Origin of the sequence: Polyangium jinanense, from assembly GCF_028435265.1 — a bacterium.
In the GTDB taxonomy this organism is placed as follows: Bacteria; Myxococcota_A; Polyangia; order Polyangiales; family Polyangiaceae; genus Polyangium; species Polyangium jinanense.
Genome location: NZ_JAGTJK010000002.1, coordinates 254,028 through 272,387, shown reverse-complemented (window position 1 = coordinate 272,387; position 18,360 = coordinate 254,028). Strand labels below are relative to the sequence as shown.

Here is an 18,360-nt window from a genome sequence, read left to right as displayed (position 1 = left end):
ACCGGGCTTGCCCAGGAGACGACTTCATGAGCGCCCCTCCCACGAATGGCACTGCGGTCCCTCGTACCCGCCCGCTCACCGGCGCGGAGTACCTCGAGAGCCTGCGCGACGGGCGTGAAGTCTGGATCCGTGGCGAACGGGTCATCGATCTCCCGAGCCACCCGGTCTTCCGCAACGCCACGCGGATGCTCGCGCGGCTCTACGACGCCCTGAACGATCCCGGAAGGCAAGCCGCGCTCACGGCGGAGACGGAAACGGGATCGGGTGCCCGGACACACCGCTTCTTCTGCATCCCGCGCAGCATCGACGATCTCGTCGCGACCCGCGACGCCATCGCGGAATCGGCGCGCATCACGTACGGCTGGATGGGACAGAGCCCGGAAGAAGGCGCGAGCCTCGTCGCCACGCTCGGCGCCGCGCCCGAAGTCTATGGCCGCTTCGCCGAGAACGCGCGGAGCTGGTATCGCAAAGCGAGCGGACAGGCGCTCTTTTTCCACCACGCGATGCTCGATCGCAGAAGCCACCCGCCGAACGCCCCGGCCCCCACGCCGCTCTACATCGAGCGCGAGACCGACGCGGGGATCGTCGTCAATGGCACGACGCCCGTCCCCTCGGTCGCGGCGCTCTCCCATTGCAGCTTCGTCGTGCACCCGGGCATCCTGCGCGACGAGGAGCTCCTCCTCTCGTTCGTCGTGCCGCTCGGCAGCCGCGGCGTGAAGCTGCAATGCCGCCCGAGCGCCACCACGAACACGAAGCTCCACGGAAGCCCCTTCGATCATCCGCTGACGAGCCGCCTCGAAGAGGACGAGGCCGTCCTCTCGTTCGACGAGGCGCTCATACCCTGGGAAAACGTGTTCCTGTACCGCGACGCGAGCGACCGGGCGGCGGCCTTCCAGCGCGCCTCGTTCGCCGCGCGCGCGAGCTTCCAGGAGTGCACGCGCCTCAGCATCAAGCTCGAATTCCTCGCGGGCCTGCTCCTGCGCTCCGTCGAGGCGGCGGGCACGGGCGGCTCGCCGGAGGTGCGCGCTTCGCTCGGCGAGGTCCTCTCGTATCGCAATCTCTTCTGGGGCCTCACCGAAGCGCAGGCGCGGGTCCCCGCCCCGTGGGCGCAGGACGCATTGCTGCCAAACCCGGAGCATGGTTTGTCCTTCCGCATCTTTTCGACGCTCGCCTATCCGCGGCTGCGCGACGTCATCGAGCGGGCGGTGGGGAGCGGCCAGGTCTTCCTCACCGCGAACGCGAGCGACTTCATGAACCCCGAGACGCGGGCGTACCTCGAGCGCTTCGTGCGCGGGGAGAACGGCTACACCGCGCTCGATCGGGTCAAGCTCACGAAGCTGCTCTGGGACGCGCTCGGCGGCCAGATCGACAGCCATTTCGCTTCCGGCGACCGCCTGGAGAGCGCCGACGACATGCGCATCGACGTGCTCGCCGCGGCCGCCACGAGCGGGCTCGCCGACCGCTGCAAGGCCTTCGCAGGTCGCTGCCTCGACGAGTACGACCTCGAAGGTTGGCGCACCAAGGATCTCTTCACCCCGAACGAGCTCATCCCGGTCGTGTCCTCGCGGAGGCGGCCTTCGTCGTGGTGAATCCGAGGGGCCTCGGTTTCGATCCCGTTGCGACGCAGATCGGCACGACCGTCCGGCCCCCGAAGGGTCCGCATCGGTGCCATCAGGTGCCGACACGGGCCTCGTCTCCCTTCCAATCCCGCAGCCACCGCGCAACAAGCGGGATCTCGATGCGGTATTTGTCGCCTGTCGTGACGACGTGATAGCGCTTCAACCGGCGCAGAGCAGCGCTCGCGGCCGCATCCATGGCCGGGAGAGGTCGCTCGTGCGCGAGCGCCAGGAGCAACCTCTGGCCCGCAGCGACCTCGCTTGGCGTTGCGCCAGTCGTTTCCTCCCACAGATTCGCAAAGTAGATCGCGCCCGCGGCCAGCGCTTCGCCGAGCGCTTCCTCGAGGTACGCTTCATCGATATGGCGCATTCCGTGTCGGTTCGCCGTCTTTACCATCGCCTCGCCAATGAGCTGCAAGAGATAGGGCTGGCACGCGGTCATCTCCAGGACACGACGGACGACGCCCTCGTCGTACTTGAGGTTGAACGCGGGATCTGGGTCCAAAAGTAGCTCGCGGGCCTCGTCAGGCTCGAGGTAGAGAATCTCGATCGGGCGTGCGTTGATGAAATAGCTCGTCCACCCGGGTCCCAGCTCCTCGAGCGTCTGCGCGCCGCAGAAGATGAGATCAAACTCGTCTCGGTGCTGCGCGAGATGGCGCAGTTCGTCGAAAAGTGAGGTGGTAACCCTGCCGCGCTCCATGGCATCGCCTAGCTTCTCGAATTCGTCCAGGCAGAGAAGCAGGCGCCGCTCGCCCAGCCGAGGACGGAGTTCATCCAGCCAATCCTCGAGTGCCGGGTAGGGCGCCGACTTGAACGTGGAGCGATCGGCCATCGGAGGATCGAGACCTCGGCTGCGCAGATCTCGAATTGCTGCCCGCACCAGCCCATAGCAGAAGTCTCCTTCGCTGCTCGTCATGGCCTGACTCTGGAGGTCCACGTAGATGGGCAGGACGTCGTCGGGTAGAAGGCGGGACAAGTTCAGAAGAAACGAGCTCTTTCCGCAGCGACGTGGACCATGGAGCACGAGCGTCGGCCGGCCGCCGGTGCGGATGGTCCGAACGATGTCTTGCGCTAGACGCTTGCGACCCTTGAACAGGTACGGCCGATCTGCGCGTAGGGGATTACCGCTCTGGAAGGGCTGAATCACCTCCTTGTGGGGGATTACGGATGCGTCTGTCTCGATCCTCTCCCTCAACACCACTTGCCAGTGCTTCAGTACACGCAGCCATTCAGCGGCCGCGCGATCGCCGAGACCAAGCTGCTGAGTGCGTCCTTGCAGCCGATCGAGTACGTTGATGCAGCGCTCTAGCCCACGCTCTCGTTGAATGGGTAGATCCTGGGCAAGCGCGTCGGCGACGCCTTGCGCTACCCCTTTCAACGCCGGCATGAGCTCTGCGAGGTCGCCCCGTTCGCCCTCGGGCGATTCCGTGTCGTCACCAGATGCTTCCGATGGATTGTAGAGGTGATTCGTGAGCGTGGCGAGGCTGAGGTCGTGTGTCGCAATCTCGGCTATACGCTCTGGCTCACAGAATGCAAGCAGCCGCGTGCGTACGAGCCTGCTCCGCTCGGCGCCATCGAATTCTGCGGCAATAGCAGCGATCTCGTCCCAGGCAGATTCCAGAGTTCGCCAGTAGCCCCACGACGGCCCCATCTGCACGGCCTTGCTCACGGTCTCCAGCGTGGCCTGCGGTGCGATACGAAAAGAAGCAACCAGAAGACGGGCATGCCCGACGATCGGGATGACGATGAGCTCATGCTCGTATGGCGGTAGGTCACTCAGGTACCGCGATAGCTCATCCCGCGAGGTCCGCTGCGCTCGCCGGACGCGCCACAGCGCCTTCATTACTAGGAACAAATATTCGGGCAACAGACGAAAATATCCGACCAGCATGGCTGACACAGGGAGTAGTGCCCAGACTCCGCGCGGAAAGCTCAATACAGCGACCCAGGACATGCCTACGACGAGGCTGCGCGTGGGCTCGAAGTCCAATATGGCCATGGGAACAAGCCTGAGCTCCATCCACCCGTCGCTCCACGCTGTTTTTATGATGTCCCATAGCTCTACAAAAATGCGAACACCCGCACGCGTGGGTGCGAGGGAATGTCCGAAGAGCAGCCCCGCGATGGTCAAGCAGCTCAGAGGCGCGTGCACGAGTCCCGCTACGAAGCCGGTCGCTACAGGATACAGAATTCCGCACGCGACTCCCGCAAGAGCAGAGCCCGGTACGGTGAGCGGTAGATTTCCTTTGAGTGCACGGACGAGCCCTTTCACTAGGAATCCGATGGCGCCCATGCTCGACGTCAGCATGACAAAAAAGATGGATATTTCAATGATATCCGAACCAATCCGGTACTCGATCTCACCGGACAACCCGAGCCCCGTCCCGAGCGCCACCAGCGCCGCATTAAAAACGAGGAGATCGGTCGTGTCCTCCGACTTCGACAGTTCCTTGAACATGACGAACGCAAACAGTCCCATCCCCATGCCGCTCAGCGTGGCACCGCCACGATCTCCGCTCGTCAACCAGAAGCCTGCCGAGAGCCCCGCTGTGATTCCCAAAATGAGCAAGACCCACCCGCACTTAAGCCAACGGTGTCGCCATATCTTGGCGACCGTGACGGCGGTCAGGTTGAGTATCGCAACCGCAATGCAGAGCGCGAGTCCCAGGCGTCGATAGGGGGGAAAGGAGCGAATCAAAGTATCCAGGCTGCCTTGCACGATCGACAGCCGGAATAGACAGGTGAGAGCGCACAGGATCGGAGCGATGAGGGCTACGGAATGACTGACTGCACCAAGCCCGAGTGAAAGTAGCAGGGCAGCCAAAACAATGGTGATATCGCGAGGCCTCCCCAGTGTCACGATCACAATTGCGAGCGGCAACGTCGAAATGGCCACGGCGAGTACGTACTCGGCCACGAGCCGACCCGCTCTCGTTTCGGGCTTGGCGCGGAACCAAAGGATGTCTCGAAACGAGGTGTCCTTGGGCTCCTCGTCGTGTGCCTCGTCGTTCTGCGCCTTTTCTCTTGGCATGAGGTCCGCTAGGGGGACCCATTCTTTCAAGCGTCCCTCGAGCTTCGTTGGGCTGAAGAGCGCCCAATGCCAAAGCTCCAAGGTCTCGCGGAGAAACCGCCTCATCGTTGTTCCTGCACGAACGAGGCAAACGCGCTGCTGAACACGTCGCCGTCGCGAAGGAGCCCGTGCCTCTCGAGGTCGTCGACGACACCCGGAGCGAGCGGTGGCTGCCCTCCACTACCGATCGCTCGGCGAAGCGCCGACCGCTCCGCCGGTGACAGCGCGCTCCAGAGTTCGCGGAACCGCTCCGACGACTGTACACGGAACGCCTGCCGCGTCTTGTCTTGATCCCTATGCTGCCAGAGGAGCGACGCTGCCATCTGCATATAAAATGGAAGTCCTCCGGACAGCTCCTCGATTAGGGCCAAATCGACATCACTCACCGTCATGCCAGTCCGGGCGAAGCTATTTCGTACGAAATCCATCCACTCCGTTCGCTTCAAGGCGCCCAGGGTGATCGTGCTGAAGATGTTCCCAAAGGGGGACGTAAGCCCGCATTCATCGTAGATCTCGGCGAGGGGACGCCGCGTCGACAAAATCATAGCGAAGTACCCCGCCGATGCCTTGGCACGAAAATCTTCGCCCCATTCCTGGAACAGATCCAGTCTCGCCGCAATTCGCTCGAACTCGTCAAGCTGTACAAGCAGTCGTACGTTGCTGTCCCGCAACGCTTCGAGCCCATCGTCGACAGCGAAGCCGTCAGAATTTTGATCGGTGCGCCAAGGCGTATGCCCGGTCTGACGCTCGATACGGCGTCTGAGACCCTCCACGATCCCCTCGGGAGTGTGTAGTGACTTGGATTGTAGGTCCAGTGTGATCACGAGCGGATTTTGCTCAGGAAGGCAGAACTCGTGGATGCGTCCGGCGATGTACTGGAGCAGGGAGCTCTTGCCGCTGCGATGAAGACCAACCACGGACACCGATTGCGCCGAAATGCCGCCGACCCGTGCCTTCAAATCAGCACGCTGCTCGACTCGCCCTGCGAAGTACTGCGGGGGCACTGGCACGCCGTACCCGAACGGGTTGACTCCCGGAGTATCCTTTTGCATGGCAGACTATCGACCTGGCGAAATCACCACGATCACGCGTGTGGTCTCCCTCGTTTCAGCTTCGAGATCACGCTTCAGCGCGGCTTGGTTGTCGATGCGGCCGTCAGGATCATAGATGAAGCAGATCAGCGTGCGACAGTCGGGGTGCTGGCGATAATGGGGAATGTCCGCGAGGAGCTGCTTCTTGAGCTCCTTGGGGCCGAGGTCGTTCCTGGTCTTTTTAACCTCGATGAGAATCTGCTCGTTTTTCAGCAAAAAATCAACGCGTGCCGAGCCAGCTGCCACAGAAGGCGTAGGCTCCTCCGTCCTCACGTCATCGAAATCCGTCGAGAGGAGCGCGCGCAAGACATACTGCACATCGTACTCGTCGGCGATATCGAGCGGCGGCTTGCGACCCCGGTTCCTTAGCTGAATGGCGACTCGATCGAATCGAGAGAGCGCAAATACCAGACGCGATGTCGGATCAGGCATCCCGTGTTCCTTGTCGCACCTTCGCTGAGCCCAAGGGAACGCTACGCCACAATGCTCGCAGAAGCAGGGCGCATCGACGACCGGCAACCTTTCACGTATGTCCTCGCCGCACTTCGGGCAGCGAGTCATGGTCGAGGCCCCACATTCCGGACAGTGCGTCCTGAGCGTCCGGGAAACTCTGTCCCGACGAATGGAGACAAGGTGCCCATTCTCGCACAGTTGAAGTGTTCCGAGCTCCCCCCTTCCCCCTCGGCGGTTTCCCTCGCGCGCATTGCGGTTGGACATCATGAGGGCCGCTGCTTACCACGGTGGTCGCCTGGGTTCTAGCTTCGCGGGCTACGATGGTCCCTCCGAAGTCGCGCGTAGCAGCGCTTGCCAAGAGGCTCTCGACCCGCTTCCAAGAGGGGCGGATCGGCTAGCTCGCGGCATATGCAGCGCCCGGACCTCGCCTCAGAAAAACCCCTCCAGCGCGATCACGCAAAGCTCCGCCGGCCGCTCGGGATCATCGGGATCCGTGACGGCCCAGATCGTTTTCCGCCCGGGATCGAACGTGATCCCCTCGACCTTCCGGCATGATCGTTCCCCCGAGGGTTCTTCGAGGAACGCATACCTCGCCTGATCCCCCGCGAGAATCCCGACCGCGGCGCCCACCACAGGCCCATCGTCGATTGCGTTCGGCGTGCCCTCCGCGACGGCGAGATAAAACGTCCGCCCGCCGAACGCTGCCGCGTCCGTGAAATGCAGCGGCACGCCGCCCGCGATTCCGAGGTCGTAAAACGCGTGCCCGAGGAGCTCCACGCCGCGACCTTCGAGCACGCTCCCGGCGACGTCCACGATCGCGCTCGCCAAAGGCCCCGCGCCGCGATGAAACACCCGCAAAACCTCGCCGACGAGCACCGCGCCCTCGACGTTCGGCCGCGCGCCGATCCGCGCCTCGACCACGTCGAAGAGCGACCCGAAATCCGTGACCTCTACGCGACCGGAATCGAGATCGACCGACGCCTTGTGCCTGCGCCTGTCCGAAGACCCCGACCCGAGGACCGTCACGGCCCGCCCCGGCCCCACGAACGCCGCCTCGAAATCGGGCTTTCGTGCTTTGGGCAACTCCTCCCCACGCCCTTCGAGCGTGACGCGCGACATCGCCCCCGAATCCGGATCGATCCACACCACGGAGAACGCGTCGTCCTGGATCACGAGCAAACGTCGGTCGTGCCAAACCACAGCCGAGCCCGCCCGCACTCCGGGCAGGGGCCGTGACGAGAGGATGCGGGCGCGCAGATGGGGATCCTGGGAGGCTTTGATCACCCGTCCGCCACTACCCTGGACCGCGGTCGGACGACAACCTTTCGCTTCCCGCGCCCGCCCGCTCGGACAACCGCCCTCCCCCGCGGCGCATCGAAGCGCCTTGGTGGACCTCGACAAGCTCCCTGAAGAAGGCCGCAGGCGTGTGCAGATCGAGCGCGTTCGTCCCGAGATCGACGGCGGGCGCTTCCCGATCAAGCGTATCCTCGGCGATCGGATCGACGTCTCGGCCATCGTTTATGCCGACGGGCACGATCTGCTCGCCTGCTCGCTCCTCTATCGCCCCGCGCCGTCCCTGGGCGATCCCGATCCGCCCTGGCTCTTCGTCCCCCTCGAGCCCACGGCGGAGCCCGATCGATTCGTCGCGTCGTTCACGCCCGACACGCTCGGCCTCTGGCAATACACCGTCGAGGCCTTCATCGATCGGTACGGCACGTTCCGCCGCGACCTCAAAAAGCGCGTCGAGGCGGCGCAGGACGTCTCCGTCGACATCCTCGACGGCGCGACCCTGCTCGAACAGGCCGCCAAGGACGCGACCGGCGACGACGCTCGCTCCCTCGCGGACGTGGCCGCGCGCCTGCGCGACGACACCATTCCGCTCACGGAGCGAATCACGCTCGCGCTCGACAGCGGCCTTTGCATGGCCGCCGCGCGCCATCCCGATCGCCGCCTCGCCTCGCGATATCCGGGCATCCTCGAGGTCGTCGTCGACCCCGAAAAGGCCCGCTTCTCCTCCTGGTACGAGCTCTTTCCGCGCTCCTTCGGCGAAGGCGGCCGCCACGGCACCTTCGCCGACGCCGAGGCGCGCCTGCCATACGTCGCCGACCTGGGCTTCGACATCCTTTACCTCCCGCCGATTCATCCGATTGGCCAGACGAACCGCAAAGGGAAAAACAACACCCTCGTCGCGGAGCACGGCGACGTCGGCAGCCCCTGGGCCATCGGCGCGCCCCAGGGAGGTCATACCGCGGTGCACCCCTCGCTCGGCACCCTCGACGATTTCGACAGGTTTTTCCAAGCCGCAGCGCGGCTCGGCATCGACATCGCGCTCGACATCGCCTTGCAGGCCTCGCCCGATCACCCCTGGGTCCAGGAGCATCCCGGGTGGTTCCCGCGCCGCGCCGACGGCACGGCTCGTTATGCCGAGAATCCGCCCAAGAAATACCAGGACATCCACCCGTTCGATTTCGAAACCGAGGAGTGGCCCGAGCTCTGGCGCTCGCTCGAAGGCATTTTCCGGTTCTGGATCGCCCGCGGCGTCCGCTTCTTCCGGGTCGACAACCCGCACACGAAGCCCCTGCCCTTCTGGGAGTGGGTCATTCGCTCGATCAAGCGCGACCACCCCGAAGTCGTCTTCCTCTCCGAGGCGTTTACGCGCCCTGCGCTCATGTACGGCCTCGCCAAGCGCGGGTTCAGCCAGTCGTACACCTATTTCACCTGGCGCGTCTCCAAGGACGAGATCACGTCCTACATGCACGACCTCACGAAGACCGAGATCGCCGAGTTTTACCGGCCGAACTTCTGGCCGAACACGCCCGACATCCTGCCCGAGCACCTCCAGAACGGCCAGCCCGCGGCGTTCCTCGTGCGCCTCGTCCTCGCCGCGACACTGTCGAGCTCGTACGGCATTTATGGCCCGGCGTTCGAGCTCATGGAGCACAAGCCCCCGCGCGAGGGCGCCGAGGAGTATGCGGACAGCGAGAAATACGAGCTTCGCCGCTGGGACCTCCGCCGGCCGGACAGCCTGCGCCCCATGATCACGCGCATCAACCGCATCCGCATGGAGCACCCCGCGCTCGCGCGCAACGACAATCTTCAATTTTTCCACACCGACAGCGACCTCGTCCTCGCGTATGGCAAGACGCACGGGGACGACTCGCTGATCGTCGTCGTCAACCTCGATCCGTATCATCGCCACGGCGCGTGGGTCGAGCTCGATCTGCCGGGCCTCACGGATGCGGGGCGTGGCTTCGAGGTCCATGACCTCCTGAGCGGTGCGCGTTATACGTTCCGAGGAAAGCGAAACTGGGTCGAGATCGATCCGCGGACGTCGCCCGCCTGTGTATTCCATGCACGGAGGCTCGCCCGCAGGGAGAACGATTACGAGTATTTCCTATGAAACGTGATCCCCTCTGGTACAAGGACGCCGTCGTCTACGAGCTGCATGTCCGCGCGTTCAACGATCAGAACAGCGACGGGATAGGGGATCTCCCGGGGCTCGTGCACAAGCTCGATTACCTCCATGACCTCGGCGTCACGGCGATCTGGCTCCTGCCGTTCTACCCCTCCCCGCTCCGCGACGGCGGCTACGACATCGCGGATTACACGGGCGTCAGCGAGAGCTACGGCACGCGCGACGACTTCGCCCGGCTGCTCCGCGAAGCTCACGACCGAGACATCCGCGTCATCACCGAGCTCGTCCTCAATCATACGTCGAGCGAGCACGCCTGGTTCCAGCGCGCGCGCCGTGCCCCGCCCGATCACCCGCATCGCGATTTTTACGTGTGGAGCGACGCGCCGAACCGCTTCGAGGAGGCGCGCATCATCTTCCAGGATTTCGAGAGCTCGAACTGGGCCTGGGATCCGGTCGCGCGGGCCTATTACTGGCACCGCTTTTATGCCCACCAGCCCGACCTCAACTTCGACAACCCTGCCGTCCACGACGCGCTGCTCCAGGTCGTCGACCTCTGGTTCGACATGGGCGTCGACGGCATGCGCCTCGACGCCGTGCCCTATCTCTACGAGCGCGAAGGGACGAACTGCGAGAACCTCGCCGAGACGCACGCGTTCCTGCGAAAACTCCGCTCCCACATCGAGGCTCGCTACGAGGGCGGGCGAATGCTCCTCGCCGAGGCGAACCAGTGGCCCAGCGACGCCGCTGCCTATTTCGGCGCCGGCGACGAGTGCCACATGAACTTCCATTTCCCGCTCATGCCGCGCATGTTCATGGCGGTCGAGCTCGAAGACAGCTTTCCGATCGTCAATATCCTCCGCCAGACCCCGGCGATCCCCGAGACCTGCCAGTGGGCGACGTTCCTCCGCAACCATGACGAGCTCACGCTCGAAATGGTCACCGACGAGGACCGCGATTACATGGTCAAGGTCTACGCCGAGGAGCGCAACGCGCGCATCAACCTCGGCATCCGCCGCCGCCTCGCGCCGCTCATGCGCACGCGCCGCCGCATCGAGCTCATGAACGCGCTCCTCTTCTCGCTGCCGGGCACGCCCGTCCTCTATTACGGCGACGAGATCGGCATGGGCGACAACATCTTCCTCGGCGACCGCGACGGCGTCCGCACGCCCATGCAATGGAGCTCCGACCGCAATGCCGGGTTTTCGCGGTGCAACCCGCAAAGGCTCTATCTGCCGGTCATCGTCGACCCCGAATACCATTACGAGGCCGTCAACGTCGAGGCCCAGCAGGCGAACTCCGCTTCGCTCCTCTGGTGGATGAAGCGCCTCATCGGCCTGCGCAAGCAACACGAGGTCTTCGGCCGCGGCTCGATCGAGTTCCTCCACCCCGACAACCACCGCGTCCTCGCGTTCGTTCGTTCCCATCGGGACGAGCACGTGCTCGTCGTCGCGAACCTCTCGCGGTATGGCCAGTACGTCGAGCTCGACCTCTCGCGATACCGCGGCATGGTGCCCACGGAGCTCTTCGGCCGGACGCGATTCCCCGAGGTCGAAGGCAAATACCCGCTCTCGCTCGGGCCGCACGATTTCTTCTGGTTCGGCCTCGAACGCACGGCGCCGCTCGCGATCGCCGCGCACGAAAGGCTCCCGGTCCTGCTCGCCTACCAGTCCATCGAGAGCCTCGTGAAGCGGCCCGACGGACGGCGCGCGCTCGAACGCGTCCTTTGCAATTACCTCGCGGGGCGTCGGTACTTCCGCAGCAAGGGCCGCGTACGCTCGAGCGCCTCGGTCCTGGACGCCATTCCCCTCGGCGACCCCAATGCCCCGCTCGCGTGGCTGCTCTTCGTCCGCGTCGATTTCGCCTCCGGGCCCCCGGAGACGTACGTCCTGCCCATCGCCTTCGCCTCGGGCGAGCGCGCGCGCGAAATCGAAGAGAACGCGGCCCACGCCGTCATCGCGGCCGTGCGGCTGCACGTGAGCAATGGCCATACCGAGGTCGTGGAAGGCACGCTCGTCGACGCGCTCGTCGACCCCGACCTCGCGAATGCGCTCCTACGCTTCGTGCGCCAGGGCGCGAAATTCACCGGCACGCGCGGCGAGCTCCGGTTCGTCCCGCACCCCTTCCTGCAAAGCGTCCCCGAGGAGGCCACCGAGCGCGGCCGGCTCCTCTCGGCCGAGCAATCGAACAGCATCCTCGTGTATGGCGAAGCCATGATGCTCAAGCTCTTCCGCCAGGTCGAGGAGGGCATCAATCCCGAGTTCGAGGTCCAGGCGTTCCTCGACGCGCAAGGCTACAAGAATGTCCCGCGGCTCGGAGGCGCCATCGAATACCAGGCTACCGGGCGTGACCGGACGGTGCTCGCGATGGTCCAGCAATGGGTGCCGAGCCGTGGGAACGCGTTCCAGGCCGCGCTCGAATCCCTCGACCTCTTCTTCGAGCGCGTCCTCGCCGACGAGGCCACACGCGCCGGCGCCACGCCGCCCCTGCCGCGGGGCACGTACACCGAGCGCGCGCGCACGCAGCTACCGCCGCTCGCGCACGATCAGCTCGGCGCGCAGGGGGTTTGGCTGAACAAACTGGGCCAGAGAACGGCCGAGCTCCACGCGGCGCTCGCGACGGACACGACCGATACCACGTTCGGCCGTGAGCCCTACTCCACGCTGCACCAGCAATCCCTTTATCAAGGCGCGCACACGATGCTCGCGCGCACCTTCGACGCGCTTCGCCGGCGCGCGCACACCTTGCCGGAGGGCGTGCAGGAGCTCGCGCGGGAAATCACGCGTCGCGAAGACGAGGTCGACCGGCGGTTCAAGGCGATCGGCGCACGCAAGGTCGACGCCACGCGTATCCGTTGTCACGGCGACTTCCACCTCGGCCAGGTCCTCTTCACCGGCGAGGATTTCGTTTTCATCGATTTCGAGGGTGAACCCACGCGCCCGCTCGCGACGCGCCGCTTCCGACGTACACCGCTCAGGGACGTCGCCGGCATGATCCGCTCCTTCGATTACGCGGCGGCCTCCGCCCTCGCCGCCGGCCGCGCGCGGCCCGAGGACCGGCCCGTGCTCGAACCCTGGACCCATGCCTGGGTCGCCTGGGCCGAGACCGTCTACCTCGGCGGCTACCTCGGCGCCGCCGCGGGCAGCGAGTTCCTCCCGAAAAACGATCCCGACATCGACCTCCTCCTCGATTTCTACGTCCTGGAGAAGTGCATCTACGAAATCGGCTACGAGCTCGACAATCGCCCCGACTGGATCGGCATCCCGCTCCGCAGCCTCGCGCGTATGCTCGAAGGATGATGCTCGCTCGCTACAGCGTGCCCTCGCGCTTGAAGAACGTGCGCGCGTGGGCGGCGATCTCCTTGTCGGTCGGGTGATCCAGGGTCTCCACCGCGACGACCCTCGATTTCAGGTCGTGGTGGTGGTTCTCGAGGTGCCGCACGAACTCGATCTTCGCGTTTGCCGGGCCGACCACGAGGATCTCCTCCGTGCCGGCGAGGTGCTCCGCGACGTCGTGATAATAATGCTGATCCTCGCCCGCGTGTCCCGACGAAGCCGTCGGCCCCGCCTTGCGGTGCAGCTTCGTGTGCGCGTGCGGCGACTTGATCACCTCCCCGGCATAACTCTCGGGCGTGAGGTGGAAAATGTGGGCCTCATTGTGATCGAGCCAAACGACGGCATGTCGGGTGTTCATGGGAAACCTGCCTTCGCAACGGCCGTGCCGCGGAGACGATCCGCGTAAAACGCCAGGAACGCGCGAAGACGCGGTGGATCGCGGCGCGAGGAAACGCAAGGCGTGCGTGGCGGCGCAAGGACTGCGACGACGGACGTGTTCGTTCGCTGGCCGGTTGTCCCGCCGCGCCGCGGATGTGGTAGGGGGGAGACCGTGCAGGAAGGTCGAACCCCGATTCACGAGACCCCCGAGGGCGTCGTTCGGCGCCTCGTGGCCGCGCGCGCGGCGCTCCCGCGCGAGGAGGACCCGGTCCTCGCGTTCGACGCCGACGGTACGCTGTGGAGCGGCGACGTCGGCAACGATCTCTTCGAGGCGTTGATCGCCGAAGAAGCGGTGCGCGAAGAGGCGCGCGCGGCGTTGATCGTCGAGGCGCGCGCGGCCGGCACGAACGAAGGCGGCAGCACGACCGACATCGCGCAGGGCCTCTACCGCGCGCTCACGGACGGCACGTATGAAGAGGTCCGCGCCTTCGCGATGATGGCCTGGGTCTTCGCGGGGTTTGCCCTCCCCGAAGCGGAGGCGTTTGCCCGGCGCGTCATCGCCGCGCGGGGGCTGGATGCGCGGCTGCATCGATTTCTTTCGCCCGTCCTCGCCTGGGCCGAAACCGAAAAGGTACCCGTGTGGGTGGTCTCGGCTTCGCCGCGCTGGATCGTCGAGATTGGCGTCGCGCTCCTCGGAATCCCGGCGCATCGCGTGGTCGCGATGACGCCTCGGATGCAGGACGGGCGTATCGCCGCCGAGCTCGCCGGGCGGCCCGTGTATGGCAATGACAAGCCCATCGCGCTGCGCGAGGCCTGCCCTGGCGCCACGTTGCTCGGCGCGTTCGGGGATTCGAGTTATGACGTGCCCATGCTCGCGGCTTCACGTGTACCTGTCGGCGTGCGGCCGAAGGCGGGATTGCTCGCGCGCGCGGCCGAGGTGCCGAGCCTCGTCGTCGTCGGTACCTGAACCATGGCGACGATCGAGCTTCGTGGCCTCGTCCGAAGGCACCTCGGCACCGAAATCCCTGCCCTCGACAAACTCGACCTCGACGTGCGCGACGGCGAGATGCTCGTGCTCGTCGGTCCGTCGGGCTGCGGCAAATCGACGACATTGCGCCTCGTCTCGGGGCTCGATACGCCCGACGCCGGGACGATCCGGATCGACGGGCGCGACGTCACGCACGTGCCCCCGCAGGATCGGGACGTCGCGATGGTTTTTCAGGGATATGCCCTTTATCCGCACATGAAGGTGCGCGAGATTCTGGCGTTCCCCCTCAAGATGCGCGGCGCGGGGCGTCCCGAGCAGGAAAAAAAGGTCCTCGAGGCGGCGGAGATGCTGGGGTTGTCGAAGCTGCTCGATCGGCGCCCCGGGGAGCTCTCGGGCGGGGAGCGGCAAAGGGTCGCGATGGGGCGGGCCATCGTGCGTTCGCCGCGGGTTTTTCTCTTCGATGAGCCGCTCTCGAACCTCGACGCCGCGCTCCGGGCCGAGCTCAGGGTCGAGCTCGCTTCGCTCGTGCGCCGGCTCGGCGTCACGAGCATTTACGTCACGCACGATCAGGTCGAGGCGATGACGATCGGCGATCGGATCGCCGTGATGAAAAGCGGCGTGCTCCAGCAGGTGGGGACGCCGAAGGACATTTACGAGGCGCCTGCGAACGTCTTCGTGGCCTCGTTCCTCGGGACGCCGGCCATCAATCGCATCGAGGCGACATACCACGCGGGGACGATCGAGGCGCCGAGCCTCCTTTTTTCGGTGCCGATGACGCTCGGGCTCCCGAACCGCGTCGTCGTGGGGATCCGGCCGGAGCACGTATCGATCGTGCGTGACAAACCACGCGCCGACGACATTTCGATCGCCGTGAAGGTCGTGCACGCCGAGCCGCTCGGCGCCGAGACGTACCTTTACCTCGACGCCTCGGGGACGCGCATCGCGGCGCGTATGCCGGGCTGGGGGGCCTTTTCGCCGGGCGACGCGCTCCTCGCCGCGGTCGAGCTGCGCCATTGCTTGTTCTTCGATGCCCAGACGGGCCGAAGGGTCGCGGAGGCGCGAGGATGAGCGCGCGCCTCGGGCGTAGGGACGCGCTGATCACGCTCGCCTCGTCGTTCGCCGCCCTCGCGGGGGCGGGCTGCGCGCGCGGCGGCAGGGACGGCGAGGCGTCGCTCTGGTTCGCTTACGGCGGCACGAACCGCGAGGTTTTGCTTTCGCTCGTCGGTCGGTTCAACGCCGAGCAAAGCACGTATCGCATCAAGGCCATTTACCAGGGCGATTACTTCGAGGCCTTGGCAAAACTCCGCACGGCCATCGCGGCCCGCGCGGCGCCCGCGCTCACGCACGTGGTCGGCGAAGTCGTGCCGTACCTCGCGCAAGCCGGCACGCTGCTGCCAATCGACGAAACGAACCACGTGACCGGCGACATCGTCCCCGCCCTCGGGCAAACCGGGTGTTTCGTGCGGGGCGGCGAGCGGCCCATCATCTGCGCGCCGTTCAATCGGTCGACGCCGATTGCGTATTACAACCGCACGATCTTCGACGAGCTCGGCCTGCGCCCGCCGACCACCTGGAACGAGCTCGTTTCCGTGGCCCGTGCGGCGACGGTCCGGGCGAACGACGGAACCGTGACCCGCCACGGATTCGCCTGCCCCATCGATTGGTGGTTCTGGGTGGCGCTCGTGGGGCAAGCGGGCGGGACCGTGATCGAGGACGACGGGACGCCCTCGCTCGGCGGCGAGGCCGGGGTGCGCGCGCTCGAATTCTGGCAGCGGCTCGTGCACGAGGAGCGCACGATGAAGCCGCCGCCGGGCCGCGATTACAATGCCTGGCAAGCCACGAACACCGATTTCCTCGCGGGCCGGGTGGCGATGATCTGGACGTCGACCGCGTTCCTCAAATACCTCGAAACGAACGCGAAATTTCCCGTGGGCGCCGCGCCGCTGCCGGGGGACGTGCGGAAAAGCGTGCCCACGGGCGGCACGATGTTCGTCATCCCGGCTGCCTCGTCGGAACGCGAGCGCCCCGCGGCCCGCGCGTTCCTGCAATGGATGATGCTGCCGCGGCAGGCAAACGAGTGGGCCACGCGGACGGGTTATCTCCCCGTCTCGCAGAAGGGGCTCGCCGAGCTCGAAGCGAGCGGGTATTACGGCAAGCATCCGAATGACCGGGTCGCGCTCGATCAATTAAAAGACGCCTTCGCGTGGCCCTGGGCGCCGTCCTTGTTCCGCATCCAGCGCGAGGCGGTGCAGCCGCGGCTCGAAGAGGCCGTCCTCGCCCAAAGGGACGCACGGGCGACGCTCGACGAGGCGCGCCGCGCCGCGGGGGAGCCATGAAGCCGAAGCGCCCGCTCGATCCGTACCTCTTCCTCGCCCCGACGGCGCTCGTGCTCGGCCTCTTCTTTTTCTGGCCGCTCGCGCTCGTCTTCAAGAACAGCTTTTATCGCTGGGACATGCTCACGCCCCCCGAATGGGTGGGCACCGCCAACTACGCGCAGATCCTCGCGAGCGGCGAGCTCTGGGGCACGATCGGACGGACGCTCTCCTACAGCATCGTGGTCGTCGTCGTTTCGCTCGCCCTTGGCCTCGGCCTCGCGCTCGCGCTCGATCGGCCCGGAAAGCTTTATGCCTTCGTGCGAGGCGCGGTCTTCAGCGCATACGTCGTCTCGTGGGTCGCCGTGGCGCTGCTCTGGATGTGGATCCTCGACGCGGACGGCGGGCTGCTCTCGACGTTTTGCCGCTCGGTCGGCATCACCCCCAAGAACTGGCTCGGGGATCCCGCGGTCGCGCTCTACACGCTCGCGGCCGTGAGCGTCTGGAAAATCACGGGGTATTCGATGGTGATTTTCCTGGCGGGATTGCAAGACATCCCCCGCTCCTTGCACGAGGCCGCGGCGCTCGACGGCGCCGGGCCCTTTTCGCGGTTTCTCCACGTCACCTGGCCGATGCTGCGCCCGAGCGCCTCGTTCGTCGGGACGACCAGCCTGATCCTCTCGTTCCAGGCCTTCGACGTGGTCCGCGTGATGACCCAGGGCGGGCCCGTGAAATCGACGACGGTCTTCGTCTACGCGATTTACGAGCACGTCTTCGTGAACCTGCGCGTCGGGCGGGCGAGCGCGATGACCGTCGCATTTTTCGTGCTCCTGCTCGGGCTCACGGCCTTGCAGCTCGGGTCCTGGCGACTCGGGAAGCCGGGCGCGAGGCGCGCATGAAGCGGCGTTTTTCGTGGATCCTGCTCGTCCTCGTGGCCCTGCTCTGGGTCGGGCCCTATGCGTGGATGGTGCTGACCTCGCTCCGGACCTTGCCGGAGATCGTCGCGGCGCCCGCGTGGCCCATCCCGAAATCGATCCAGTTCGAGGCCTACCGCGAGGTCCTCCGGACGATCCCCGTCGGTCGTTATTTCCTCAACACGACGGCCATGGCCGTCGCCATCGCGCTCCTCCAGATCCTGCTCGCATTGCCCGCGGGATACGCGCTCGCCAAATTGCATTTCGTCGGCAAGAAGGTCGCCTTCGCGCTGGTCCTCGCCTGCCTCCTCATCCCGGCGCAGGTGACGTTCGTCCCTGTCTTCTCGATGCTCGGCCCGATCGGCCTCGTGAACACGTTCGCGGCGCTCACCCTGCCGTTCGGCGTGAGCGCGCTCGGGACGTTCCTCGTGCGGCAAGCGCTGCTCTCCGTGCCCGACGAGATGATCGAAGCAGCGCGGCTCGACGGCGCGAGCGAGCTTCGTATCGTCTACGGCCTGCTCGCCCCGATGTTACGACCGACCCTCGCGTCGCTCTTCCTCTTCAGCTTCGTCTTCCATTACAACGATTATTTCTGGCCGCTCGTCATGACGACCGACGACGACGTGCGCACCTTGCCCCTCGCCGTCGCGTTGCTCCGCGAGCAAGGCACCGGCGTGCGCTGGCACATCGTGATGGCGGGGAACGTGATTCTGAGTTTGCCCGTCCTCGCGCTCTTCGCGGCGGTGCAAAAGCAGATCTTACGGGCGGTGACGGCGCGGGTCGGGTAGCGC

General features: G+C 65.7%; 13 protein-coding genes and 1 pseudogene. 8 read left to right on the top strand and 6 right to left on the bottom strand.

Annotation, left to right across the window (positions count from 1 at the left end; translation table 11 throughout):
• The first annotated feature begins 26 nt into the window (after positions 1-26).
• On the top strand, positions 27-1,589 hold the full coding sequence (locus KEG38_RS05455; protein ID WP_272417961.1) for a 4-hydroxyphenylacetate 3-hydroxylase N-terminal domain-containing protein: 1,563 nt from the start codon (positions 27-29) through the stop codon (positions 1,587-1,589).
• 82 nt (positions 1,590-1,671) lie between these two features.
• On the opposite strand, the gene KEG38_RS05450 is transcribed toward KEG38_RS05455, so the two are convergent.
• The 5 genes and pseudogenes from KEG38_RS05450 to KEG38_RS05435 form a co-directional block, all read right to left on the bottom strand.
• The gene (locus KEG38_RS05450; RefSeq protein ID WP_272417960.1) at positions 1,672-4,647 is read right to left on the bottom strand and encodes an AAA family ATPase; all 2,976 of its coding nucleotides are present in this window, start codon (positions 4,645-4,647) and stop codon (positions 1,672-1,674) included.
• A 101-nt stretch (positions 4,648-4,748) separates the two neighbouring features.
• The gene (locus KEG38_RS05445) at positions 4,749-5,738 is read right to left on the bottom strand and encodes an nSTAND1 domain-containing NTPase (RefSeq protein ID WP_272417959.1); all 990 of its coding nucleotides are present in this window, start codon (positions 5,736-5,738) and stop codon (positions 4,749-4,751) included.
• A 6-nt stretch (positions 5,739-5,744) separates the two neighbouring features.
• Positions 5,745-6,209, bottom strand: coding sequence for a PD-(D/E)XK nuclease domain-containing protein (locus tag KEG38_RS05440; RefSeq protein ID WP_272417958.1), 465 nt, complete (start codon positions 6,207-6,209; stop codon positions 5,745-5,747).
• Between the two features lie 15 nt (positions 6,210-6,224).
• A pseudogene (locus KEG38_RS55975) lies at positions 6,225-6,494 on the bottom strand (DUF2321 domain-containing protein); the annotation flags it as partial.
• Positions 6,495-6,659: 165 nt separating this feature from the next.
• Positions 6,660-7,514, bottom strand: a complete 855-nt coding sequence (locus KEG38_RS05435; protein ID WP_272417956.1) for a DUF6929 family protein — start codon at positions 7,512-7,514, stop codon at positions 6,660-6,662.
• 103 nt (positions 7,515-7,617) lie between these two features.
• Between KEG38_RS05435 and KEG38_RS05430 the strand changes: the two genes are divergently transcribed.
• Entirely contained in the window at positions 7,618-9,630 is a 2,013-nt protein-coding gene (locus KEG38_RS05430; RefSeq protein WP_272418619.1) for an alpha-1,4-glucan--maltose-1-phosphate maltosyltransferase, read from the top strand.
• Entirely contained in the window at positions 9,627-12,941 is a 3,315-nt protein-coding gene (gene treS / locus KEG38_RS05425) for a maltose alpha-D-glucosyltransferase (protein WP_272417955.1), read from the top strand. The genes KEG38_RS05430 and treS overlap by 4 nt, the downstream gene beginning before the upstream one ends.
• A 10-nt stretch (positions 12,942-12,951) precedes the next feature.
• On the opposite strand, the gene KEG38_RS05420 is transcribed toward treS, so the two are convergent.
• Positions 12,952-13,335: a hypothetical protein gene (locus KEG38_RS05420; protein ID WP_272417954.1), complete on the bottom strand. Its 384-nt coding sequence runs from the start codon at positions 13,333-13,335 to the stop codon at positions 12,952-12,954.
• A 192-nt stretch (positions 13,336-13,527) separates the two neighbouring features.
• Between KEG38_RS05420 and KEG38_RS05415 the strand changes: the two genes are divergently transcribed.
• Genes KEG38_RS05415 through KEG38_RS05395 form a run of 5 tightly spaced genes read left to right on the top strand, consistent with a single transcriptional unit; the run spans position 13,528 to position 18,357 of the window.
• Positions 13,528-14,322, top strand: coding sequence for an HAD family hydrolase (locus KEG38_RS05415; RefSeq protein ID WP_272417953.1), 795 nt, complete (start codon positions 13,528-13,530; stop codon positions 14,320-14,322).
• Positions 14,323-14,325: 3 nt separating this feature from the next.
• Positions 14,326-15,411: an ABC transporter ATP-binding protein gene (locus tag KEG38_RS05410; protein ID WP_272417952.1), complete on the top strand. Its 1,086-nt coding sequence runs from the start codon at positions 14,326-14,328 to the stop codon at positions 15,409-15,411.
• Entirely contained in the window at positions 15,408-16,679 is a 1,272-nt protein-coding gene (locus KEG38_RS05405; protein WP_272417951.1) for an ABC transporter substrate-binding protein, read from the top strand. Before KEG38_RS05410 ends, KEG38_RS05405 begins: the two co-directional genes overlap by 4 nt.
• Positions 16,676-17,554 (top strand): carbohydrate ABC transporter permease, encoded by an 879-nt coding sequence (locus KEG38_RS05400; protein ID WP_272417950.1) that lies wholly within the window; start codon positions 16,676-16,678, stop codon positions 17,552-17,554. The genes KEG38_RS05405 and KEG38_RS05400 overlap by 4 nt, the downstream gene beginning before the upstream one ends.
• Positions 17,551-18,357, top strand: a complete 807-nt coding sequence (locus KEG38_RS05395; RefSeq protein ID WP_272417949.1) for a carbohydrate ABC transporter permease — start codon at positions 17,551-17,553, stop codon at positions 18,355-18,357. The genes KEG38_RS05400 and KEG38_RS05395 overlap by 4 nt, the downstream gene beginning before the upstream one ends.
• Positions 18,358-18,360 lie beyond the last annotated feature (3 nt).